This window comes from Acinetobacter sp. AS167 (assembly GCF_037152175.1).
Taxonomy (GTDB): domain Bacteria; phylum Pseudomonadota; class Gammaproteobacteria; order Pseudomonadales; family Moraxellaceae; genus Acinetobacter.
The window spans coordinates 615006-638875 of record NZ_JBBCMP010000001.1 but is presented as its reverse complement, the minus strand read 5'-3'; the positions used below and the strand labels follow the sequence as shown (position 1 = coordinate 638875).

The following is a 23870-nucleotide window of genomic DNA, read 5'->3' as shown; positions in this document are numbered from 1 at the left end:
AACAAAAAATGAGGAAAAGCGTATGAGTGTAAAAAGAATCATAGGTAATATTAAAGCTTTAGATTTAGCCAGTGCGCAAGCTTTTTATGGTGATTTTTTAGCGATGGACTTGGTGATGGATCATGGCTGGATCAAAACATTTGCCAGTCAGGAAATGATGCATCCACAAATCAGTATTGCTTCCGAAGGGGGAAATAATACAGATGTACCCGATTTTTCAATCGAGGTCGACAATGTGGATGAACTTTATGAAAAAGCCAAAAAATTAGATTTAGACATCCTCTATCCCTTAACTAACGAGGATTGGGGCGTTAGGCGATTCTATGTCAAAGATCCATTTGGAAAGGTTGTAAATATTTTACAACATATTGAATATTAAAAAATTAATGAATTAAGTAGGATTTTTAAATGCAGTGGAATAAATTGGTTCCAGAACTGATCGTCACCGATTTGGATAAAAGTTATCATTTTTGGGTGGAAATATTGGGTTTTTCTGTAATGTATCAACGGACTGAAGAAAAATTTATCTATGTGGAACTTGATGGTGTTCAGTTTATGTTGGAGCAACAACAACAAGGGCAATGGTTAACAGGAGTATTGGCCTACCCATTGGGAAGAGGGATTAACTTTCAGTTCGAAGTAGACCAACTCGACAGTATTTTAAATCGTTTGGATGTCGCACAATGGCCGCTGTTTGAAGCATTAGAAGAACGTTGGTACCGTGCAGAAACTATAGAGCATGGACAAAAGCAATTTTTAGTTCAAGATCCAGATGGTTATTTATTACGAATTGTTGAGGTGATTGGAGAAAGGGCGATAACGTTAGATTAAATTAAGGCTGGCTTAAATAAGGTCAGGTTATAGGGACTTTAATTGAGGTACAGCGATGCACATCAGATCTTTTCAGTATTATGACCGAGCACCATTGAGTGAACTTTTTTTAAATACCAGAAAATTAAGTTGGCCGTGGTTGAATTCTTCAAAATGGGAGCTGAGTGATTTTGAAAAATACACCCAAAATGAAATGATTTTAGTAGCTGAAAAAGACCAAGAATATTTGGGATTTGCATCTATTTTTCTGCAAGAGAACTTTTTACATCATCTATTTATTGCCCCAAATGCTCAAAATCAGGGTGTAGGGACAGCATTGCTACACGCAGCAGAACAACTGTTTACGGGTACAGGCTATCTCAAATGTTTATCTGAAAATAAAAAAGCTTTGTCTTTTTATTTAGGTCATGGCTGGGAAGCAATCAGCACTGGAGAAAGTGAAGAAGGTGGATATATATTGATGTCAAAAGCAAAACTTATTCAGTAAAACTATTGACCCATTCTATAATTATTTCGACGACTTCATCAGGCTGTTTAATCCATGCACTATGTTGATTGCCTTTGGTTTTATGGGTTAAATCCAGCGTGTTTATTTGTGGGTTTTTAAAATAACCACTTAGGCCAAGCATTGAAGACATTGGTGCAAAATCATCGCCATTTAAATAGACAAATAAGGCAGCGTTATTCACCACGTTTTCTTGCCCAATAATATGTGCATAATTTCCTGTAAAGATAACTTTAGACCAATCACGCATTAAGGATTTTGTCTCTTTATTCCCAAAAGCAATTTTATAGCCTGCAAAATAACCATCTTTTAAAATCATGGCGTTGATCGCTGTGACTGCTTTTAAAATATTTATTTTACCTTTTAAGTCCCAATTTTTTAAACCGATATTGCCAGTGGCAACACCAATGACTTTATTTGCATGATTTTGTGCATAAAGTGTTGCTAAATGTCCGCCTAAGCTATGTCCAAATAAGATTGGGGCTTGCTGGTTCAATTCTAAGGCCAGCTTTTCCAGTTGAGGAATAAATTCATTGAGTAAATCAGCATAACCATAATCAACCTTTGCTGAAACAGGTGGAGTATTGCGTCCGCAATGAGGATAATCAGCCACAATAACATTCAAGCCACTTTGGCTTAAAGCTGTAATGAGTACCTCGTATTTACTGATTGCTATACCTAGCGCAGCCAGCAAAATAACACTCTGGCTATTTTCAGTGTTTGAATAAATATCGACTAGAATTGGATATGGCCCAAAATCAATCTTCTTTTGGGTAAAAGAGGTGTTTTTCATGATTTAGTCCTTAAAAATATTCATTTGAATCATGCTTGAAAGTCCGAGTTTGTGCATTAAAGCAGTCCGTGATTGAGGGTTTCTTTTTGCTTCAATTGAGATAAGTTTACGCATTTCTGAATTAAAATGTACCCGCGGATATTGGGTTAAAATTTTGTTTTTAAAACTGTTTGAAAATAAGCTGAGATCAGTTCCAATCACATCACATGAAGTGGCTTTTTGTAATAATAGAACTTCTTTAGTAAGGCTTGGATCATTCTCATCTAAATTCCCATTCATATGTAAACAAATCGCATCTGAAATATTATCTATTTTGACTTTGGGATAATGGTGTTTGGTACAGAGTGCTTCAGCTCTTAAGGCGCTTTCAAAGCTAAAACATTGACATGCATATTGATCCAAATGATCAACTAGACCTAAATCATGCATCAAACATGAGACAAAAAGGCTCTCTTGATCAAATTGCCATTGTTTGGTGTGGGCAATAGCAACAGCCCAAAAATAGCTCCGCCAAGAATGATTGATGATCGCTTGTGAAGCCGTTTGTTCTAATTCGTTCATCGCTTCTTTGGCAATTGCTGTGTCAGGAATATGAAAATTATCCAGTGTAAATAAAGTTGAATCATGAGGTGCTTTGAGAAATGTCTTGCCATAGCTCAATGTGACAGGGATTAGAACTTGTTTTATTAACTGAGTTTTTTCTTTAAAGCTAAGTTTTCCATTGCTTGTATTCATCCACGCTCGTGATCCAATCATGATCAATGGGTCCTTTTGTTGAATTTAGAGTAATTACTCTAAATTATTATGCATAAATCATTTAGCAAGACAAGACCGTTTTCTTTGAATTTTTTTGAATAGTCTTTTATGCCAAAAATGAGAATTAAAATTGTTTGTCCTTTTACTATTTTTTTTGAAATAGCCAATCTGTCAAAAAACTCAGACATAAGAATATAATTTTCTCAATTAATATTTTTATTTAAATCAATTATATAGAAAAATAAACGAGATGGTTATAAAAATACTTGCAATGCCACATCTTACATTTAAGGTTTAATTACCTTTGCGTAGGGGATGCCAAACCTTGCGCTGCAAACAAAGCAGTGCTTTGTTTTTGCTCATGGGCGAAGGGTACGTCCTGTACCCCCGTCCAACGGCGACATCCATGTCGCCCCGTGGTAGAATAACCATCCATGATTTAAAAACACAAAAACGAATTAATAATTAGGTGGGTTGACTATTTTTGGATTGATAGATTTATAGACAATGTCATTGAATAGTCTGCGTGTGTATATTGATCATCATAAATTTTAAGTAAGAGTATAATGCCTTAAAAGTATTTCTTAATAAAAACTGTTAAATTACAAAATAGTCTGATTATTTTAAGCATAAGTTGGGAGTGAATAAAAAAATACTCTAAACTTGGCGAATTGCCAATATTTCCTATTTCTTATCATAAAGATATCAGACGTGAATTTTGCAGATACTCATTACTTTATTTTGATTGTACCGTTCTGCCTGATATTAATGGGCAGTTTACTTTTGATCTGCCATTATTTTTTTAAGGCACCTACATATTTATTTTGGTTGGGTCTCGGATATATCGTGCCATCATTTTCTTTAGCTGCACAAAGCTTTATGTCTAACCAACAATTAACATTTTCTGCTCCACTTTTAGGTGGTTTATACCTATTTGGCGCGTGGGCCAGTGCATATACTATGGCATTAAGAAAGAACGCCAGTTCACATACTTTAGCCGCTTTTATCTTGATCTTCATCACAATATGCTTGTTGGTCTATTATTCTTTTGTTGATGAACAGCTATGGATGCGGATGCTGATTTTAAACCTTAGCATTGCCGTAGTTGAATCCTTGGTTTTGGCTTCAATTTTTAAAAATGATAAGCAAAGTGATTGGTTAAATAAGCTGGTCGATTATTCTTACCTTTTTATTGTTTTATATACTTTTTTTCGCGTCATTATTATTTTCTTTTTTTTGAAAAATATTCAAGCCAATATGCTTGTAAATTCAGTATGGTGGTTAATGATGCTTGCTGCCAGTATTATCCTGAGCATGTGGTTTGCGATCGTACTTATAGGAACATTAGTTCGAGACATTATTTTGAAATTAAATGATGAACGTTGTAGAGATCCATTAACGCATCTACTCAATCGCCGTGGATTTTATGACGCAGCTAAAATAAATTTAATTGATTTATCAGATAGACAATATTTTTTGTTAATGTGTGATGTTGATCATTTTAAAAAAATTAATGATACCTATGGACATCTGGTCGGTGATCAGATTTTGCAAAGTGTAGGTCGTCTTGTCAGTCAGCATGTCGGTGAAAAGGGCTTAGTTGGACGTTTTGGTGGTGAAGAGTTTATTGTTTTATTACAAGTTGAAGATCTCAGTGAGGCTTATAAAATTGCTGAGCGTATGCGGATTGCTATTGAAACTGAGCAATTTTTAACTCAATCCATCTTATTGACAGCCAGCTTTGGCTTAACACAAGTGAGACATCGTAATTTAGCGAGTGGTATAGAAGCTGCTGACAAACTTTTGTATGTGGCCAAACGTAGAGGACGAAACTGTATTGCCCAAGATGCATGAATTAAATTTATGGGAATTTAACTTTGTCATAATGCTAAAACATTATAAAAACCCAGTAAAATAGTTTAGAAAGCATCAACTTCCTGTCATACTACAGCACTACAAAATGGATACTTTTAAATCGAGGTAAAAAACGTGATTTCAGTGGGTATTGTCGGTGGAACAGGTTATACAGGCGTTGAATTGTTGCGTCTTTTACTACGACATCCAAATGTTCAAGTGAATGTACTGACATCACGTACCGAAGATGGTCGCCGTGTGGATGATATATTTCCAAGCTTACGTGGGCACACAGAGCTTAAGTATTCAGATTTAAACATTGATGAATTAAAAAAATGTGATGTTGTGTTTTTTGCGACCCCGCATGGTGTGGCAATGCAGCATGCACAACAACTTTTGGCAGCAAATACCAAAGTTATCGATTTAGCCGCTGATTTTCGCTTGCAGAATTTAGCACATTTTGAAAAATGGTATGGGATGCAGCATGCCTGCCCAGAGATACTGAAAGACTCTGTTTATGGTTTATCGGAACTTAATCGTGAACAAATTAAAAATGCCAATGTTGTCGGTAACCCGGGTTGTTACCCAACCACTGTTCAGTTGGGATTAGCGCCACTTTTTAAGCAAGCTGAAACATTGGTTAAACCAGAAAGTATTATCATTGATGCGAAATCTGGTGTATCAGGTGCAGGGCGTAAAGCTAGTCTAGGCATGATTTATTCTGAAAATGCAGATAATTTTAAAGCCTATGGCGTTGCTGGACATCGTCATCATCCTGAGATTGTAGAAGCATTAGAAAATATTTCGGGTCAAAAAAATGTATTTGATCAGATTCTTTTTGTACCACATTTGGTTCCGATGATTCGTGGTATGTTCAGTACAATCTATGTTGATTTGACAGAGCAAGGCGCAGCAGCAGATTTACAAAGTCTTTATGAAAAATTTTATGCAAATGAAATGTTTGTAGATGTAATGCCTGCAAATAGTTCACCAGAAACACGTTCTGTACGTGGTGCAAACCAACTGAGAATTGCACTGTATAAACCGCATCCGAACAAGTTAATTGTTTTGTCTGTTCAAGACAATTTAGTCAAAGGTGCGGCAGGACAGGCTGTACAAAATATGAACTTAATGTTTGGTTTTACTGAAGATGCTGGTCTACAAAGTATCGGATTATTACCATAAAAAACGCTTTATTGCTTCACACACATATAACTTTGCGGTTAAATGTGTGTTTTGATTCTATCAATAATACTTAGAGATGATGATGCAGAACACAGAAACAAATACCGCGTCACAACCAGCTCAAGCACCGAAAAAGCCTTTTTTAAAAGGGAATATGCCTTTGGTGATCGGTGGGGTTGTATTATGTGCTGGCAGTGTGATTTTAGGTTATACAGTTGGACATCGCCAAGGGCTAACGGTAGTCGGTTTTGATGCAGATGCAGAACAGTTGGTAGAAGTTGTGAAGCAACAAAAAACAACGCTGGCTAATTTAAACAAAAGCTTAAATGCTGCTGTGCAGGAACGAGACGTGGCTGTTTCGAATTCTAACGATTTGTTAGAGTCATTGAACAAAGCCAATGCTGAAAAATCACAAGTAGATGTGATGAGTGCAATTTATCGTGAAGTGTTAAAACAACGTGGTGGTTTGAGTTTAACAATTCAAAATTTGGCCGTTAAGCCATTACCTGAAAACGCTTATGAATATCAGCTTGATCTTATTCAAGTCAGTCCAAGACGTGCGACCGGTTCCGTTGAAATTCGTTTGATTAGTGGTACTGAGGTGTTAACAGTGCCAATGGCAGATGCGAATTATAACTTTACTGATTATGAGCGTTTAACAGGACGTTGGACTATGCCTAAGGGTTTTAATCCACAATTTATCGAAATCCGTCTAAATGGTGCCACACCAGTGGTTAAACGTTTTAGTTGGTCACGTGGGCAAGCTGTAGACAGTGCAGCAGCGTTCGCTGCAGAGGTTCCTCAAGCTGCGGCTAATTCTCAATAAATCATAAGTATTTTGAAAAATATGCGAACTAATAAACGTCAAATGAGTTTAAATGAAGTGAAATCGTCATTCCGTGATTCAGGATTTATAGATTGGCACTTGAGTATTCGTATAAGTAATTCAGAAGATCCAAACCATCCAGACCATGATCAAGCGGATGTTGCAGTACAAACTGCACCACCTGAAGTGAAGCGACCACCGATGTATTCTGTCGTTTTATTGAACGATGATTACACTCCGATGGACTTTGTTATTGAAATTTTACAACAATACTTTGCTTTGAATCTTGACCAAGCCACTCAAGTAATGTTAACAGTACATTATGAAGGAAAAGGTGAAGCTGGTGTTTATCCAAGAGACATTGCGGAGACTAAAGCCAACCAAGTTAATAACTACGCTCGATCTCAAGGTCATCCATTGCTTTGTCAGATTGAGCCAAAAGAATAAGGGGGTTTCATGCTCAGTCGTCAATTAGAAGTTTCACTCCGTTTGGCTGTTAGCATGGCTCGTCAAAAGAGACATGAGTTTCTTACGGTTGAACATTTATTATTGGCTTTACTTGATAACGATTCAGCGGTAAATGCACTAAAAGCATGTGGTGCTGAGATTATCAGTTTGCGCAAAGAGTTAGAGGAGTATGTAGAACAACATACGCCTAAACTAGGAGAAAACAACGACCAAGCCCCTCATCCAACTGAAAGTTTTGACCGTATCTTACAACGTGCAATTTTCCACGTTCAGTCAAGTGGTGGTGACCGCACAGTAGAGGGTGCAGATGTACTGGTTGCGATGTACTCTGAACGAGATTCTTTTGCCGTTTATTTACTAAAACGACATCAAATCAATCGTTTGACTTTAACCCAATATTTGTCACACGGTGCGCGTAAAGAAGAAATTCAAGTTGAAGAAGAATCTGATGATTTAGAAGGTGAATCAAGTGCTTCAGCAAATGCTGGACCTCTTGAACTTTATACCTTGAATTTAAATATTGAAGCGCAAAAAGGCAAAACTGATCCTTTAATTGGGCGTGAAAAAGAAATTGAACGAACTGCTCAAATTCTTTGCCGTCGCCGTAAAAACAACCCATTGCTTGTGGGTGATCCTGGTGTGGGTAAAACATCGATTGCTGAAGGTCTGGCATGGTTGATTGTGAATGGTAAAGCGCCTAAGCCACTTGCGACTGCTGAAGTGTTTAGTTTAGACATCGGTGCATTGGTTGCGGGTACAAAATACCGTGGTGACTTTGAAAAACGCTTGAAACAGCTTCTCAATGCTTTGAAAAAGAAACCAGAAGCAATTTTATTTATTGATGAAATTCATATGATCATTGGTGCTGGCTCAAGTATGGGCAGTACCATGGACGCATCGAATTTAATCAAACCTGCGTTGGCAAATGGTAGTTTACGTTGTATTGGTTCAACCACATTCCAAGAATATCGCCAAGTATTTGAAAAAGATCATGCACTATCACGCCGTTTCCAAAAGATCGATGTGAATGAGCCTTCTATTTCGGAGACAATTGATATTTTGCGTGGTTTGAAAAGCAAGTTTGAAGATTTCCATCATGTTAAATATGAAGATACTGCGCTAGTTTCAGCGGTTGAGTTGTCTGCTAAATTTATTAATGATCGTTTCTTGCCAGACAAGGCGATTGATGTGATTGATGAAGCTGGTGCACAGCGTCGTTTAAAAGCTGAACAAGATGATACCTTGATTACAGTTGAAAATATCGAAGATATTATTTCGAAGATTGCACGTATCCCGCCAAAAACAGTATCTAAAGATGATAAATCGGTACTTGAATATCTAGAGCGTGATCTTAAACGTGTGGTATTTGGTCAAGATGAAGCGATTACAGCTTTGGCTTCTGCGATTAAACTGTCACGTGCAGGTTTGAAAGCACCAGATAAACCAGTAGGTAGTTTTGTTTTTGCTGGTCCTACAGGTGTTGGTAAAACAGAAGTGACCAAGCAGTTGGCAAAACAGTTGGGTGTAGAGCTTGTTCGTTTCGATATGTCTGAATATATGGAACGTCATGCGGTTTCTCGTTTGATTGGTGCGCCTCCAGGTTATGTTGGTTATGATCAAGGTGGTTTACTGACTGACGCCATTCATAAGAATCCACACTGTGTCCTGTTATTAGATGAAATTGAAAAAGCACATCCAGATGTTTTTAACTTGCTATTGCAAGTCATGGATCATGGAGCTTTAACTGACAATAATGGACGTAAGTCTGATTTCCGTAATGTGATTATTGTATTGACTACGAATATTGGTGCTGAAAGTATTTCTCGTAACAGTATCGGCTTTACTGAACAAGACAACAGTCATGACAATCAGGAAGCGATGAAACGTGCATTTGCACCAGAATTCCGTAATCGTTTAGATGGCGTAATTCAGTTTAAAGCATTGCCTACCACAGTGATTGAGTCTGTTGTTGATAAGTTCTTAACTGAACTTCAAGCCCAGTTAGATGATAAAAAAGTGGTACTTGAAGTCGATCAATCTGCTCGAGATTGGATGGCTGAGAATGGCTATGATCGTTTAATGGGTGCTCGCCCAATGCAACGTTTGATTCAAGAACATTTGAAGAAACCACTTGCTGAGATGATTCTATTTGGTGAGCTTGCAGATCATGGTGGTAACGTTGCTGTCTCTGTGAAGAAAGAAAATGGTAAGGCTGTAGGGCTGACATTAGAAGTCTTTGAAGATCAGACTGCTGAACCAGCATAGTTGTGAATGAGCTTTAAAATAACCCGCATTGATTGCGGGTTATTTTTTGAATTATGCGCTTATAAAATATCAATTTTCTTTAACCAAGTTAAGAATAATGTCGGCCATTGTGTTGTTTCAGTATTGGCTTTGCCTAAGCCCCAACCATGTCCACCATTTTTGAAAAGATGTAATTCATAAGCGATCTTGTGTTGCTGCAAAGCGGTTTGCATATTGAGGCTATTCTGAACAGGTGAAATCGGATCATCGATGGCGTGTGCTAAAAAGGTTGGAGGTGTATTCTGTTTGACTTGTAAATCTACTGAAAACAAGATTTGTTTGGCTAAATCATGTTTTGATCCAAATAAGCTTTTATAAGCATGGGTATGATCTAGCGGCGCTTGCATACTAATGATTGGATAGAGTAGCGCCACAAAATTAGGCTGAGCGGAAATTTGATCAATCGGATCATTAAAACTCGAAAATTGTTGTTGCCATTGTGTCGCAATGATTCCAGCTAAATGCCCACCTGCGGAGAAACCCAGTACACCAATTTTGTCTGGATCAATGTTGAATTGATTTGCATGATAACGAATGATACGCAGGGCTCTTTGGCCATCTTCAAAGGGCGCAAGCAGATTATTACCATCCTGATTAGGTAAGCGGTAGATTAATTCAAATACGGTAAATCCCTGTTCTTGTAAAAACTGTGCAGTTGGCGTGCTTTCTTTGGCCAATTGCTCTCTGGCATAACCCCCACCACTAATGACTAAAATAGCGATGTGATTGCTCTGTTTGGGGCAATATACCCACAGTTGAGGAGAGTTGATATGCTCAATAGCACCATGCTTATTTATCGTAAATTGTTCATTGGATGTTGCCAGTGTCGCGCTATTGGGCCATAGTGGAAGACTTAGTGTTGCTGCATCTACATTTTGGCTAAGCCATAGGAAAATGAAGAAATTAAACACGAAATGATTTATTTTCATCCATAAAAAGCCAAAAATTGTAGATGCTGATATTTTATCCTGTTTTAAACAGCGCAAACTCATCAATATATTTTAAAAATGTATGCTTTTGTGGATGAGGCAAACAATAAGTACAATTTATAGATAAAAGCTTAGCCGTTTTAGTATGCTCAAAATTTTATTGCTTAGCTCGCGTGAAAATCACATATACTCTAACTTCATGATTATTCTTTGAGTATCAATGGACATTGCATTTACTAAAATTTTAACTACGATTTTATTATTTCTTGTCACAGCTGTTGCAGAAATTTTAGGTTGTTATTTTCCTTATTTGATTCTGAATCAAAATAAAAGTCATTGGTTATGGATTCCTACCGTTTTAAGTTTGGCGGTATTTGTCTGGCTATTGACCTTGCATCCTGCTGCTTCAGGGCGTATTTATGCCGCATATGGTGGTATCTATATCTTTAGTGCACTGATGTGGCTGAAATTTGTCGATCAAGTCAGTTTAACTCGCTGGGATTTGTTTGGTGGCTGTATTGTAATCATTGGGGCTTTGGTGATTATTCTGCAACCGCAAGGTTTGATTCGTTAAGTCTTCAACAGCATCATTTTACAGTATCTTGTGTTGCTTCAAGTTGATTGATCTTACATACTTTGGGAATTGCTTTACGATATGCAGCATAATCCTGTTTATATTGTTTAAACCATTTCTGATATTCAGGATTCAGCCTTAAATTGGCAAGATTCGGTTCATTTTCAAAAGAGGATGGTTCTGTATTGTTCTCATCAGAAAATTCCAATTGTTTTAAGTAGGAGAGTGCTCTATCCGTTTGACTAAGCAGCGCATAGAATTCAGCGAGGAATTCCTTTTCTCGTTGAGTTTGCTTACGGTTCTTATTCACCACAGCTTCAATTTTAACCTGATTATCACGCAACCATTTTTCAGCAAGCTTCGGGTCTTCATGATTGAGATATTTAAAATACTGTTGCGCTAAAATAATAAAATTTCCTGCATCGAAAGCTTGATTGGGATCAGATAAATAGTGAAATAAAGGCTTTTTAAGTATATTAATGAGGCGTTTTTGCTCATTCTTCTCAAGATGATATTTCTGTAACAGCATCAGTTTGTCACTGAGTACAGCATAATAATTTTTCTCATACTCCTCATTGTCTGGTTGTAACTTCATTAAGGTCTCAAATAATTGTTCAGCCTTTAGCAAATAGTTTAGACGTAGCGTTGGGTCTATGTTTTTCCGATAATACACCGACATTTGTGCATAGAATAAACCTAAGTTATTGATTGCGATTGTATCTTTAGGATCACGTTTTTTTAACGCAAAATACGCCTGCTCAGTAAGTTCTTGAAAAGGCTGAGAGAGCGTGGTGCAGTGTTGTTCAAGCAAATATTCAGCGTATCCAGAAGTCAGAATCGCATAGTTGTGTAAATAGACGGAATCGTTGTATTCAATGTCTTTGGCTTTTAACAGTTTTTGCACATTGGGTTGGGCCTTCTGGATTTGAGCCTTAATCTGTGGTTCAATTTTGGCCAGATTTTTGGTTGCTAATACTTGATCGCTTAAATCTTCTATGGCTTGAATTTCATCATCGTTGATATCTGCATAGCTAATTGAAGCGTTGAGTGATAATAAAAAAATAAGAATTTTAATTTTCATTGTTGATTCTGCGTTTATCTATTCTTTGAAATAATTGTATACAAGCCAAGAAGAAACATCAAAAATTGTTCTATTGGAATTAAAAAAGCATCCAGTAAACTGAATGCTTTTTTTCTTAGCGGTCATCCATGACTATTGAATAGGTGGATGCTGTAATTGGTTTAACTCTTTTTTACTGAAACCTCTAGAGACAAGTACCTTCTTAATCCCAGTAATCACATCCTGATCTGTCGCTTTCATCAAAGCTGATAAAAGTTGATCATTGGATTTACAAGAGCAATCATTTTCAACACATGCAATTTGATTTTTATGTTCATTTTGCAATGTATCTTCAGCCGTAAACAGCTTTTGCCAAAAACTCATAGAGCCTTCATACACAACCTAACATAGTTCGAAATATAGCCGTTTTTTAATAAAATACAAGATCTGAGAGAAATAGATGATCGAGTTATAGGCTGATTTTTTCGATGATTTGAGATGTTTTAAACGGTTTGTTAAAAGACCATGATTTAAATGAATTATAACTTAATGATATATCAATAAATAATTTAAACAAATAGCTGCCATGTCAATTTACATGGCAGCCAAATCTTGTAATAAATTGTTTAAATTTTTTCGAGAAGAACTCCAGATTCTACATGATGGGTGTAAGGGAATTGATCAAACATCGCAAATTTCACAATCTTATGGGTTTTAAGCAAGGTTTTTAAATTGTCGTGTAATGTATCTGGATTGCATGAAATATAAAGAATACGTTGAAAACCTTGCAAAAGCATTAACGTATCGTCATCAATTCCTGCACGCGGTGGATCGACAAAAACTGTATCAAACTCATAACCCTGAATGTCTATTTCTGCTTCTTGTAAACGACGGAATTCACGTTCTCCGTTATAGGCCTGAGTAAACTCTTCTGCTGAAAGACGTGCAACTTGAATATTGTCGATCTGATTTTGTTGAATATTCCACTGTGCCGCGTAGACCGAAGATTTTGCTAATTCAGTTGCCAAAACATGGTTAAAGCTCAAGGATAAGGGTAGGGTAAAGTTACCATTACCACAGTATAACTCGAGTAAGTCTTTATTTTTGCCCTCTACTGACTGACAAGCCCATTGCAACATTTTTTGGCAAACTTGTGCATTGGGTTGAGTAAAGCTACTTTCAATTTGCTTATATTGAAATTTACGCTCAAAGACTTTTAATTCTTCAACAACAAATTCATCGGTTAAGATAACTTTTTGTCCGCGACTGCGGCCAATGATTTTAATATTCAACTTATCAGCCAATTGTTTTGCTAAAACTTCCCATTCTTCACTGAGTGGTGCACGATAAATCAATGAAACCAGCATTTCGCCCTTGAGCGTTGCTAAAAAATGCACTTCAAAAAGACGTTTTGATAAGACTAAATCGGCTTTTAGCTCAGCCAATAAAACTGGCATGAGCTGATTTATACTTCGATCTGCAATCGGAAATTCATCAATGCGAGCAACGGTTTTTTGTTGATTTTCATCTCGTTCAAACATGGCATAGAACATATCATCTTCGGTATGCCAAATTCTGAATTCTGCACGCATACGAAAGTTTTGTTCAGGTGAAGCAAATACTTCTAATGATGGTGGATTAAATTCTGCGAATTGAGTTTGGATTCGTTCAATTTTGGCATCAAGCTGTTGTTGATAAGATGAAGTCATATAAATCAGAAAAACATTGGAATTAAGCAGTAGCGATGGTATCAAAAATAGGAACAGATGGACACAATATTGCAGTCCATCTTTGTCAATTTATTGAGAATGGCTTGTGTATTTAATAATCCTAAGTTTTCTTTAGCAAAACGATAATGTGGAGCAACCGTTTAACACTTGCTTAAGTGCTTAACCAAATAATCAATAAAAACTCTTACTGCAGGAAGTAAGCCACGGCGCGAAGGATAAACAGCATGAAAGATCCCATGCGGTGCTTTCCAGTTAGGTAAGACACGGACCAATTCACCTGTTGCGACAAAATCATTGGCAATGGTGTCTGGAAGTAAGGCAATACCACAATTTTGACTGGCTAATTTTGCCAACATCATTAAATCGGAACCCATGAGTATAGGGTTAACTTTAATTTTTTTCTGCTGGTTTTCACTGTCATGTAACACCATTTGTTGGTCTAAATGTTCATCAACCATACTTAAAATGCGGTGTTCAGACAAGTCTTCAGGTTTTTTCAGCATACCAAATTCATTTAAATATGCTTGACTTGCAAGGAGATGCTGTTCAATTTGTCCAAATTTTCTCAGCACTAAGCTCGGGTCATCATCTAGATTTGCGCGAACACGCAAGGCAACATCAAAACCTTCATTGATAATATCTACTCGGCGATTACTCACTAGAAGTTGTACTCTGATTTCAGGGTAAGCTTTTAAAAAATCGGGAAGAATTTTGGATAATTCACTTTGTGCAACAGTTACAGGGACACTTACTTTAATAACACCACGAGGTTGTTCGCTAAGATGATCGACCAAATCATGCGCTGATTGTGCAGCATTCATCATCACTTGGGCATGGCGGTAAATATTCATACCAATGTCAGTAACAGCAAAATGACGAGAACTCCGCTGAATTAAACGAACTCCTAATTTTTCTTCTAAATTATATACACGGCGACTGAGCTTGGATTTAGGGATATCCGTTGCACGTTCAGCCGCACTGAATCCCCCATGCTCTACAACCAAACCAAAGCAGTAAAAGTCATCCAAATCAGTGAGCATAAATACATTCCATAATTGCAACAATGATGCACTATTAAACTTAACTGTTGCATCAAGTCAACTTATTAATTGTGAAAATTTTCTAAGATTAGGCATTGCCTGTCATGAGAATATTCTGAACTTGCTTATATTCTTCTAATCTCAAAAGGTCTTTAGTCGTCGGGTGTGGAATACGGGTGATATCCATGTTATCAGCAACATCTGCCAGTTTTACCACACGTGCAATTGGATTCTTTACTGTACGGTAGGCAGCTTCGATTCTAGATTCGCCTTCTTTTTTGGTTAAGACAACAACGGCATCGACAATTTCTTGACTAAAGCCAAGTGAGATTAAATCGACCACAGTGGTATCGGTATCTTCCAAGATGTCGTGTAATACAGCAACAATCTGTTGATTGGGTGTTTTAACTTTGAACATCAACCTCAGAGGGTGAAAAATATAAGGCTGTTGTGCTTTATCTTTTTGGCCTGCGTGTTTACGAGCTGCTAAAGCAATCGCTTTTTCAATCGTTGACATAATATCCTTAGCTTTGTTTCGTGTATTTATTAAATATTAAAAGCAGTTTTAGATTTATCTAAAACGAGTGTTAAATTTCTCTAACTCGTTTAAAATACAATTTTATTCTGTTCCAAAGCGTATGCCATTTCAACTGATCACTTTAGAAAATTCTCAAGAAAATGTTACATGCCCACATTGCCGACATGCGGTCATTGATTGGAATGAAGAACAATATCTACAACCATGTATGCATACCTTGTTTATTGCGATGGATTTGGGCTTTGAATATATTTCAGATGCATTTGAAGCGACCATGCAGCGTAGCGTCGATGAAATCCATGCTCATGATGATCAGGGATTGAATATTTTCAATGAATTATCTGAGAGTAGTTATCCTCATTATCTGATTTATAAAATAAGCTTAGGTGTTGTAGGGGATCAAGATTTTTATCGTTATATTGGATTTGGCGCTTAAATTTTAAGATCGGTAGTCATTCGGTTTAAATACTGCGCAATTGAATATCGTGTTTCTTTTAGCCTACTCTTATTAAAATTCCAAATAGTAATTAAAAATAGCGGAGTAGGCTTATATTTTCTGTTGTAGGCGCTGTTGATTTCACCTCCTACAACTTGAGTTTTATCATTACAATATAGAAATTAAGCTACATTCTATAAATCTTGAATAAGCTATTGTTTAACTCGAAATCGCGTTATTTTAAAAAAGCACTTTTTGAACGCTCAACTTCAGTCAATAACCATTCAACAAATTTAGCAATGAGAGGCGTTTGCTGTTGTTCTGCATAGACAAAATAATAGGCACGTGAACCTTTTAGTTTTATTTCTGATGCGATAATTAAATCACCTGAGCGCAGTTCTTTTTCCAGGAGTTTTTGTGGAATAAGTGCAACCCCCATATGATGAATTGCTGCCACCGCAAGCATCGAAAATAATTCATGACGTTGTCCTTCTAATGTAAAAGGATGCTCATAACCAGAAACTTCAAACCACTCTTTCCAAATATAGGGGCGTGTGGTTTGTTGAAGTAAGGGCAGCGTGGCAATCTCTTCCGCCGATAAGCTGCGACGTAAATCTCCAGAAGGTTCTCTTAGCTCTGGAAAATGCTTAAAAATTAACTCAGCAGAACACACAGGAACAACATCTTCATTCATTAGATAGTGGACTTTTGCACCTGGCCAATTTTCAATTTGTGCAGGCGTACCTGTATATATTGCAGCGTCAAAAATATGCTCACTGAACAAAAAAGGTTTGGTACTGGTTTCTAAATGAATGGTAATTTCAGGGTATATTTCATTGAATTTATACAGTCGGGGTAAGAGCCAGCGTGTTGCAAATGTCGGTACAACCCCCAATTTTAGAGTACCACCTAAACCCTTATGACTCATTAAATCGAGTGTGCTTTGCTCAATACCCAATAAATGAGTTTTGATGTTTTTATAATAATGCTCACCTGCCTGGGTTAATTCAACGCCATGCCGTGTTCTGTTAAATAAATTGAGTCCTAAAAAATCTTCGAGTTGTTGTACTTGGCGAGATATGGCACTTTGAGTAAGATGCAGCTCCTGAGCTGCAAAGGTATAACTTAGGTGCTTGGCAGCCGCTTCAAAACATATCAGTGATTGTAATGAAGGAATCATTCTACGCATATTCATTCCTTGAATATCAAAGTTAAATAATGGCTAAATTTAATCTATTTATATCTAGCAAAAAGAGCTTAAACCAAAGCAGATGTTTGCAATGAAACTTTCATCAAACCACTTGGTTTTATCTAAAATAAAAATTTATAAGAGGACGTAAAGGTGATAAAAGTTCGCTAAAAAGCCTCGTTTAATACCAACATAATTGAACAGTAGTCATTGAGCGAGCCATGTTATAAAAACACAAGATATGCGTAAATGGAATATCTGAGTGAGTATTAATCGTTTGAAAGTATGAATTTTCACACCTAACATCAGTACTAAGACAACAAGATATGTTCAGCAAAGGATGCTATGAATCAAATGGTTAATTCTACAAAAACGGCACGAGTTCAATTTAACTGGCAAGATCCATTTTTATTGGAACAGCAACTTACTTCTGAAGAACGCATGATTCGTGATGCTGCTTATGCCTATTCTCAAGACAAACTGATGCCAAGAGTTTTGGAACAATTCCGCCATGAAAAAACAGATGCTTCTATTTTTCGTGAAATGGGTGAATTGGGTTTGTTGGGACCGACAATCCCTGAAGAATATGGGGGCGCAGGTTTAAACTATGTCAGCTACGGTCTCATTGCCCGTGAAATTGAACGTGTAGATTCGGGTTATCGTTCAATGGCAAGTGTACAAAGCTCATTAGTGATGGTGCCTATCAATGAATTTGGTAATGAAGAGCAAAAACAAAAGTACTTACCAAAATTAGCTTCTGGCGAGTTTATTGGATGTTTCGGTTTAACAGAACCTGATCATGGTTCAGATCCAGGCAGTATGATTACCCGTGCCAAAAAGGTCGAAGGTGGTTATCGTTTGACTGGTGCAAAAATGTGGATCACCAATAGTCCAATCGCTGATGTATTTGTGGTCTGGGCTAAAGAAGTTTCTGCTGAAGGCAATGTTGGTGAGATTCGTGGTTTTATTCTAGAAAAGGGTTGGGAAGGACTTTCTGCACCTGCGATTCACGGCAAGGTCGGTTTGCGTGCATCGATTACCGGTGAAATTGTAATGGACAATGTTTTTGTTCCTGAAGAAAATGCATTTCCCGAAATTCGTGGTTTGCGTGGACCATTTACTTGTTTAAATAGTGCACGTTACGGTATTGCATGGGGCGCGATGGGGGCGGCAGAGTTTTGCTGGCATACAGCACATCAATATACGATGGATCGTAAACAATTTGGACGTCCACTGGCCGCAAATCAATTGGTGCAAAAGAAACTTGCAGATATGCAAACTGAAATTGCTTTAGGACTGCAGATCGCATTACGCTTTGGACGTATGAAAGATGAAGGCATCGCTTCTGTAGAAGGAACTTCACTGATTAAGCGAAACAATTGTGGTAAAGCCTTAGATATCGCACGTGTTGCTCGTGACATGATGGGTGGCAATGGCATCAGTGATGAATTTGGTGTTGCTCGCCATCTGGTCAATCTTGAAGTCGTCAACACTTATGAAGGTACACATGATGTACATGCCTTAATTCTCGGGCGTGCACAAACAGGTATTGCTGCCTTTAGTAACTAAAAATCAACTGTTTTAAAACAGGGATGCTTAAAGTTAGCATCCCTTATAGGATTTTTTGCCTTAAATTTTATAAAAACTAAGGTAAAAATAAATCAATGATAAAAGGATTCATCGTGAAAAATATCTGATTATTCTTTTAACTCTCATACTTAACTCTAGATTCATGCAATAAAAATAACAAAGAAATAAGTAGAGAGAAAGATAAAAAGTGACCGATGACTCATTTGGGAAAATGAGGTAGAGGAAAATGAACAATGATGTTCGATCAGTTACAACTTCAACAAAATTATCCATGCCATCCAATATTGGAACTTTTGAAAAAATAGGCCCAAATACTTGGAAATGGGCACTTTTATTCGCTTATTTCGCTATGGTCGTCGATGGCGTAGATATCATGTTGTTATCCTATAGCTTAACCAGTTTAAAAGGTGAGTTTGCATTATCTACTTTTCAGGCAGGGGCTTTAGGCAGTGCATCTCTAGCAGGCATGGGGATTGGTGGGATTTTAGGTGGATGGGCATGTGATAAGTTTGGCCGAGTACGTACCATTGCCAATTCTGTATCGTTTTTTTCAGTTGCAACATGTTTGTTAGGCTTTACCCAAAGTTTTGAACAATTTATGGCATTACGATTTATTGGCGCATTAGGGATTGGGGCCCTTTATATGGCATGCAATACCCTTATGGCTGAATACGTTCCTACAACGTATCGAACTACGGTATTGGGTACATTACAAACAGGGCAAACCGTTGGATATATTGTTGCCACATTATTAGCTGGTGCAATTATTCCTGAGCATGGTTGGCGAGTTTTGTTTTTTATCACGGTTATTCCAGCTTTTATCAATATTTTCTTGCAACGCTTTGTACCTGAACCAAAGTCTTGGCAGCTCAACAAAATCAATCAGCTTCAAGGCAAAAAAACAGTTGAAGCCACAGTACCAGAGAAACCGAAAAGTGGCAGTATTTATAAACAAATTTTTGCCAACTTTAAGCATCGTAAAATGTTTTTATTGTGGATGACTACGGCATTCTTCTTACAATTTGGTTACTACGGAATCAACAATTGGATGCCAAGTTATCTAGAAACAGAAGTGCATATGAACTTTAAGAATATGACCAGTTATATGGTGGGTTCATACACAGCAATGATTTTAGGTAAGATCTTAGCGGGATATCTGGCTGATAAATTTAATCGTCGTGCAGTATTTGTGTTCGGTACTATAGCCAGCGCTGTCTTCTTACCTGTGATTATTATCTTTAATACACCAGACAATATTTTGTACTTATTGATCACTTTTGGTTTCTTATATGGCATTCCTTATGGCGTAAATGCGACCTATATGGCGGAATCATTTTCTACTGATGTGCGAGGTACAGCAATTGGTGGTGCATATAACATTGGGCGAGTGGGTGCAGCTATTGCCCCAGCAACCATTGGTTTCCTTGCTTCGGGCGGAACATTTATGACGGCATTTATCGTGATGGGCGCAGCTTACTTTGTTGCAGGGGTACTGCCTGGCTTATTTATCAAAGATCGTCAATATGACCCACAACAACAATAGTCAACGCTTGTTTAAACAGATTTAATAAATCGCAAAATTGAGGAGTATTCACTTACTCCTTACATAGAGGTAGAACATATGGGTGCATTACAAGGAGTTCGAGTTTTAGATTTGAGTCGAGTACTGGCAGGTCCGTGGTGTGGACAAGTTCTTGCAGATCTAGGCGCCGAAGTGATTAAGATTGAACGCCCTAAAGTGGGTGATGATACCCGTATGTGGGGTCCGCCTTGGATGCGTGATCAACAGGGTAAAGCGACACGAGAATCTGGGTATTACCAATCTGCGAATCGCAATAAATCCTCAGTGGCAATTGATATGGCAACGCAAGATGGACAGCGATTATTACAACAAATGGTGAAAACCGCAGATATTTTGATTGAAAACTTTAAAGCAGGATCCTTGAAAAAATATGGATTGGATTATGAAACCCTCAAGCACATTAATCCAAAATTGATCTATTGCTCTATCACTGGTTTTGGTCAAGATGGACCGCGTGCAGAAGAACCGGGTTATGACTTTATCATTCAAGGTATGTCTGGCTTGATGAGTATTACTGGCGAAAAAGAAGGTGAGGTTGGGGCAAGCGCACAAAAAGTTGGTGTAGCAGTGGTCGATATCCAAACAGGGCTATATGCAACAATTGCGATTCAGGCAGCACTGATTTCTCGTCAGCAAACTGGTGTGGGGCAATACATTGATATGTCTTTGCTGGATGTACAGGTTGCTGGACTCGCCAACCAAGGTATGAACTATTTAAGTTCAGGTGTCGCTCCCCAAAGAATGGGCAATCATCATCCCAATATTGTGCCTTATCAGACTTTTAAAGCGCAAGATAAGGAATTTATTCTAGCTTGTGGTAATGATAAACAATTTAAAGACTTATGTATTGCTATTGGAAAACCTGAATTGTTAGATCAACCCAATTATCTCCGTAATCAAGATCGAGTGAAGTATCGTCAAGAATTGGTCGGTTTGTTGTCCGAATATTTTTTATCAAATACCGCAAAGCATTGGGTCGATGTAATTCATGCGGTAAAAGTACCTGTTGGCGTGATTAATTCAGTTGCTGATGCTTTAGATGAACCTCAAATTCAATATCGTAAAATGGTGGTCAATATTCCACATTCAGATAATCCTAATTTTAATGTGATTGGTTCACCGATTAAAATGACAGGAACACCTGTTGAATATCGCAATGCGCCACCACGCTTAGGAGAACATACCAAAGTGATTTTAGAAGAATTTTGTTCAGATGATGAATTATTACAATTAAAGCAACAAGGGGTTATTGAAGGTATTGGCTTATAATCGGCTGATTTTAAGAAATATTGAAATCAAAGCATATGATCAATCAAAGTTATGTCTTAATTGGAGTTCTTCAATGCCGCATTAATCATTCAAACCCTCCTTTTTTAAGGAGGGTTTGAATGATTTAAAATAACAATATGAAAGAATTACGCTGTAGTGGGAATAATCCGTTGTTGCATCAGCACCTGTTGTGCAATATAAGGTTTTTCGTTATCTTTGGGTTGAATTGCATGCCATTGATCATTGGCATTGAGTTCCCAAGCACGAATGTTGTCCTTTAAATAACTGAGTAGCCCATATTCAATAATCTGTTTTTTAAGCTTTTTATCTTCAATCGGGAAGCAAGTTTCGACCCGAGAAAATAAGTTGCGACCCATCCAGTCAGCACTTGCGCAGTATAAGTCCTCATTCGCATCATTATAAAAATAATAAACACGAGTATGTTCTAGGAAGCGCCCAACAATCGAACGAACTTTAATATTTTCAGAAAGCCCTTCAATTTGTGGTCTTAAACAACAGATTGAACGGATAATCAGCTCTATTTTAACCCCAGCTTGAGATGCTTTATACAAAGCTGTAATGAGTTTAGGTTCAGTCAATGCATTGACTTTAATGATGATACGGGCTTTTTTACCTGCTTTTGCATGTGCCGTTTCTTGCTCAATCAAATGTAACAGCTGAGAGTGTAAGGTGAAGGGAGCATGAAAGAGTTTTTTTAACTTTAACAATTTACCCATACCAGTCAGCTCTTGGAAGATCTTATGTACATCTTCACAAATTTCATCATTTGTGGTGAGTAAACCATAGTCGGTATACATTCGTGCATTTCCCGCATGATAGTTGCCTGTACCAAGATGTACATAACGTTTAAGTTTATCGATTTCTCGTCGCACAATTAAAATCATTTTGGCATGGGTTTTATAACCGACAATACCATACACCACAACTGCGCCAGCTTCTTGCAGAAGATTTGCGACGATAATATTGGATTCTTCATCAAAACGCGCACGTAACTCGATAATCGCTGTAACTTCTTTCCCATTGCGAGCAGCTTCTGCCAGCACTTGTACAATTTCCGAGTCTGGGCCACTACGATATAAGGTTTGTTTAATTGCTAAAACATTGGGGTCTTTTGCCGCTTCTTTGAGTAGATTGATAACGGGCTGGAAAGAATCAAATGGATGGTGTAAGAGTAAATCTTGCTTGCTTAATATTTCAAATATTTTATTTGAATTTCTTAGGGCTTTTGGAATAACAGCTTGATAAGGCTTAAATCTTAATTCTGGAATATCAAAATCGGTAATCAGTCGCGTTAAATTGACAGGACCATTTACTTGATAAAGATGTTGTGGATCTAAATCAAATTGTTCTAATAAATAATCATTAATTGAGTTTGGGCAATTATCTGCGATTTCTAAACGAACTGCGCGACCAAAACGACGTGAAGATAATTCATCTTTCAATGCCACTGCCAAATCATCGACATCTTCTGCCAAGGTTAAATCAGCATTACGGGTGACACGGAATTGGTAGCATCCTGTTGCTGTCATACCGGGAAATAAATCACTGATATGTTGTTGGATAATGGCTGACAATAAAATGTAATGTTCTGCACCGTCTGTGAGCTCGTTCGGTAAGCGCACTACACGCGGTAAAGAACGCGGAGCGGGTACAATGGCCAATTCTATTTGACGACCAAAAGCATCTTTTCCTTCTAAGGTGACAATAAAGTTTAAACTTTTATTGACCAAACGCGGGAAAGGGTGAGCAGGATCTAAGCTAATTGGTGTTACAACAGGTTGTACTTGCTTAAAAAAGTAATTTTTAATCCATTCCGCGTGTTTTTCTAAAATGTCATTATATTGGATGAATTTGACGCCATAGTTTTCTAATGCAGGCAATAACACATGATTTAAAGTGTCGTATTGCTCTTGAATCGCAAGATGTGCGTTATGCGAAATTTGCTCAAGAATCACTTCGTTTGGAATACCATCCGGTGCCGTGGTAAGGGTTTTGAAATCCAGTTGTTTCATTAATCCAGCGACACGAATTTCAAAAAACTCATCTAAATTACGTGAAAAAATAATGAGAAAATTCAACCGTTCAAGCAAAGGATGAGCTTCATCTTTTGCTTGGGCTAACACACGTTTATGAAATTCTAGTAAGGAAATTTCACGATTAATATAGCTGCTTGAGCTATGTTGAAATTCAGGCGTGGTTAAACTTTTTGAAGCGGGCATGATCTGCGTCATTTGAAACTGTCTTAACGACCTTGAAGGGCATAGTAAGTATTCTACATGACAAATTTGTTACAGATAGCTAAAATGTTGAAAATTGTCTTAAACTTAAACGATTAAAAAATATTAATTTTTTAATCGTTTAATCATGTAGAAAAAAATAAAATCTGTTTA

At 37.3% G+C, this 23870-nt stretch carries 24 protein-coding genes; 13 read left to right on the top strand and 11 right to left on the bottom strand.

Annotated elements, in window-relative coordinates; genetic code table 11:
• Nucleotides 1-22: 22 nt before the first annotated feature.
• The 3 genes from WFN33_RS03115 to WFN33_RS03105 are packed head-to-tail and all read left to right on the top strand — an operon-like array spanning nucleotide 23 to nucleotide 1318.
• The gene (locus WFN33_RS03115; protein ID WP_336951402.1) at nucleotides 23-379 is read left to right on the top strand and encodes a VOC family protein; all 357 of its coding nucleotides are present in this window, start codon (nucleotides 23-25) and stop codon (nucleotides 377-379) included.
• A gap of 29 nt (nucleotides 380-408) precedes the next feature.
• Nucleotides 409-831: a bleomycin resistance protein gene (locus WFN33_RS03110; protein ID WP_336951401.1), complete on the top strand. Its 423-nt coding sequence runs from the start codon at nucleotides 409-411 to the stop codon at nucleotides 829-831.
• 55 nt (nucleotides 832-886) lie between these two features.
• A complete protein-coding gene (locus tag WFN33_RS03105; RefSeq protein WP_336951399.1) occupies nucleotides 887-1318 on the top strand; it encodes a GNAT family N-acetyltransferase in 432 nt (143 codons plus the stop codon).
• Here the strand turns inward: WFN33_RS03105 and WFN33_RS03100 are convergent.
• The 3 genes from WFN33_RS03100 to WFN33_RS03090 all read right to left on the bottom strand — a co-directional run bounded on the left by WFN33_RS03100 (nucleotide 1308) and on the right by WFN33_RS03090 (nucleotide 3321).
• A complete protein-coding gene (locus WFN33_RS03100) occupies nucleotides 1308-2129 on the bottom strand; it encodes an alpha/beta fold hydrolase (RefSeq protein WP_336951398.1) in 822 nt (273 codons plus the stop codon). The two genes, WFN33_RS03105 and WFN33_RS03100, sit on opposite strands and share 11 nt — an antisense overlap.
• A 3-nt stretch (nucleotides 2130-2132) precedes the next feature.
• Entirely contained in the window at nucleotides 2133-2885 is a 753-nt protein-coding gene (locus tag WFN33_RS03095) for a hypothetical protein (RefSeq protein ID WP_336951396.1), read from the bottom strand.
• A gap of 298 nt (nucleotides 2886-3183) precedes the next feature.
• Nucleotides 3184-3321, bottom strand: coding sequence for a hypothetical protein (locus tag WFN33_RS03090; RefSeq protein ID WP_336951395.1), 138 nt, complete (start codon nucleotides 3319-3321; stop codon nucleotides 3184-3186).
• A gap of 332 nt (nucleotides 3322-3653) precedes the next feature.
• Between WFN33_RS03090 and WFN33_RS03085 the strand changes: the two genes are divergently transcribed.
• The 5 genes from WFN33_RS03085 to clpA all read left to right on the top strand — a co-directional run bounded on the left by WFN33_RS03085 (nucleotide 3654) and on the right by clpA (nucleotide 9483).
• A complete protein-coding gene (locus WFN33_RS03085) occupies nucleotides 3654-4739 on the top strand; it encodes a GGDEF domain-containing protein (protein ID WP_336951478.1) in 1086 nt (361 codons plus the stop codon).
• 135 nt (nucleotides 4740-4874) lie between these two features.
• A complete protein-coding gene (argC, locus tag WFN33_RS03080; RefSeq protein WP_336951394.1) occupies nucleotides 4875-5924 on the top strand; it encodes an N-acetyl-gamma-glutamyl-phosphate reductase in 1050 nt (349 codons plus the stop codon).
• An 82-nt stretch (nucleotides 5925-6006) separates the two neighbouring features.
• Nucleotides 6007-6750, top strand: a complete 744-nt coding sequence (locus WFN33_RS03075; protein WP_336951393.1) for a DUF6776 family protein — start codon at nucleotides 6007-6009, stop codon at nucleotides 6748-6750.
• Nucleotides 6751-6771: 21 nt separating this feature from the next.
• The gene (gene clpS / locus WFN33_RS03070) at nucleotides 6772-7197 is read left to right on the top strand and encodes an ATP-dependent Clp protease adapter ClpS (RefSeq protein WP_004720737.1); all 426 of its coding nucleotides are present in this window, start codon (nucleotides 6772-6774) and stop codon (nucleotides 7195-7197) included.
• Nucleotides 7198-7206: 9 nt separating this feature from the next.
• A complete protein-coding gene (clpA, locus tag WFN33_RS03065; RefSeq protein ID WP_336951392.1) occupies nucleotides 7207-9483 on the top strand; it encodes an ATP-dependent Clp protease ATP-binding subunit ClpA in 2277 nt (758 codons plus the stop codon).
• Nucleotides 9484-9542: 59 nt separating this feature from the next.
• Here clpA and WFN33_RS03060 read toward each other — a convergent pair whose 3' ends face one another.
• Nucleotides 9543-10451, bottom strand: a complete 909-nt coding sequence (locus tag WFN33_RS03060) for an alpha/beta hydrolase (protein WP_336951391.1) — start codon at nucleotides 10449-10451, stop codon at nucleotides 9543-9545.
• Between the two features lie 220 nt (nucleotides 10452-10671).
• Between WFN33_RS03060 and WFN33_RS03055 the strand changes: the two genes are divergently transcribed.
• On the top strand, nucleotides 10672-11025 hold the full coding sequence (locus WFN33_RS03055) for a YnfA family protein (RefSeq protein WP_004720731.1): 354 nt from the start codon (nucleotides 10672-10674) through the stop codon (nucleotides 11023-11025).
• Nucleotides 11026-11038: 13 nt separating this feature from the next.
• Here the strand turns inward: WFN33_RS03055 and WFN33_RS03050 are convergent, their stop codons facing one another.
• The 5 genes from WFN33_RS03050 to WFN33_RS03030 form a co-directional block, all read right to left on the bottom strand.
• The gene (locus WFN33_RS03050) at nucleotides 11039-12106 is read right to left on the bottom strand and encodes a hypothetical protein (protein WP_336951390.1); all 1068 of its coding nucleotides are present in this window, start codon (nucleotides 12104-12106) and stop codon (nucleotides 11039-11041) included.
• 132 nt (nucleotides 12107-12238) lie between these two features.
• Complete coding sequence (locus WFN33_RS03045; protein WP_336951389.1) at nucleotides 12239-12469, bottom strand: hypothetical protein; 231 nt, start codon at nucleotides 12467-12469, stop codon at nucleotides 12239-12241.
• A 242-nt stretch (nucleotides 12470-12711) separates the two neighbouring features.
• Nucleotides 12712-13794 (bottom strand): tRNA (uridine(54)-C5)-methyltransferase TrmA, encoded by a 1083-nt coding sequence (trmA, locus tag WFN33_RS03040; RefSeq protein WP_336951388.1) that lies wholly within the window; start codon nucleotides 13792-13794, stop codon nucleotides 12712-12714.
• A gap of 161 nt (nucleotides 13795-13955) precedes the next feature.
• Nucleotides 13956-14855, bottom strand: a complete 900-nt coding sequence (locus WFN33_RS03035; RefSeq protein ID WP_336951387.1) for a LysR family transcriptional regulator — start codon at nucleotides 14853-14855, stop codon at nucleotides 13956-13958.
• 88 nt (nucleotides 14856-14943) lie between these two features.
• Nucleotides 14944-15372 carry a guanosine-3',5'-bis(diphosphate) 3'-pyrophosphohydrolase gene (locus WFN33_RS03030; RefSeq protein ID WP_336951386.1) on the bottom strand — a complete coding sequence of 143 codons (429 nt, stop codon included), beginning with the start codon at nucleotides 15370-15372 and terminating at the stop codon, nucleotides 14944-14946.
• 121 nt (nucleotides 15373-15493) lie between these two features.
• On the opposite strand from WFN33_RS03030, the gene WFN33_RS03025 reads away from it, so the two are divergent.
• The gene (locus tag WFN33_RS03025; RefSeq protein ID WP_336951385.1) at nucleotides 15494-15829 is read left to right on the top strand and encodes a hypothetical protein; all 336 of its coding nucleotides are present in this window, start codon (nucleotides 15494-15496) and stop codon (nucleotides 15827-15829) included.
• Nucleotides 15830-16064: 235 nt separating this feature from the next.
• Here WFN33_RS03025 and WFN33_RS03020 read toward each other — a convergent pair whose 3' ends face one another.
• Entirely contained in the window at nucleotides 16065-17018 is a 954-nt protein-coding gene (locus WFN33_RS03020) for a LysR substrate-binding domain-containing protein (RefSeq protein WP_336951383.1), read from the bottom strand.
• Between the two features lie 345 nt (nucleotides 17019-17363).
• Here WFN33_RS03020 and WFN33_RS03015 point away from each other — a divergent pair, with 345 nt between their 5' ends.
• The 3 genes from WFN33_RS03015 (at nucleotide 17364) to WFN33_RS03005 (ending at nucleotide 21459) form a co-directional block, all read left to right on the top strand.
• Nucleotides 17364-18587: an acyl-CoA dehydrogenase gene (locus WFN33_RS03015; protein ID WP_336951382.1), complete on the top strand. Its 1224-nt coding sequence runs from the start codon at nucleotides 17364-17366 to the stop codon at nucleotides 18585-18587.
• A gap of 247 nt (nucleotides 18588-18834) precedes the next feature.
• Nucleotides 18835-20151 carry an MFS transporter gene (locus WFN33_RS03010; protein WP_336951381.1) on the top strand — a complete coding sequence of 439 codons (1317 nt, stop codon included), beginning with the start codon at nucleotides 18835-18837 and terminating at the stop codon, nucleotides 20149-20151.
• 78 nt (nucleotides 20152-20229) lie between these two features.
• A complete protein-coding gene (locus WFN33_RS03005) occupies nucleotides 20230-21459 on the top strand; it encodes a CaiB/BaiF CoA transferase family protein (protein ID WP_336951379.1) in 1230 nt (409 codons plus the stop codon).
• 146 nt (nucleotides 21460-21605) lie between these two features.
• Here WFN33_RS03005 and ppk1 read toward each other — a convergent pair whose 3' ends face one another.
• Nucleotides 21606-23711 (bottom strand): polyphosphate kinase 1, encoded by a 2106-nt coding sequence (ppk1, locus tag WFN33_RS03000; RefSeq protein ID WP_336951378.1) that lies wholly within the window; start codon nucleotides 23709-23711, stop codon nucleotides 21606-21608.
• Between the last annotated feature and the right edge of the window lie 159 nt (nucleotides 23712-23870).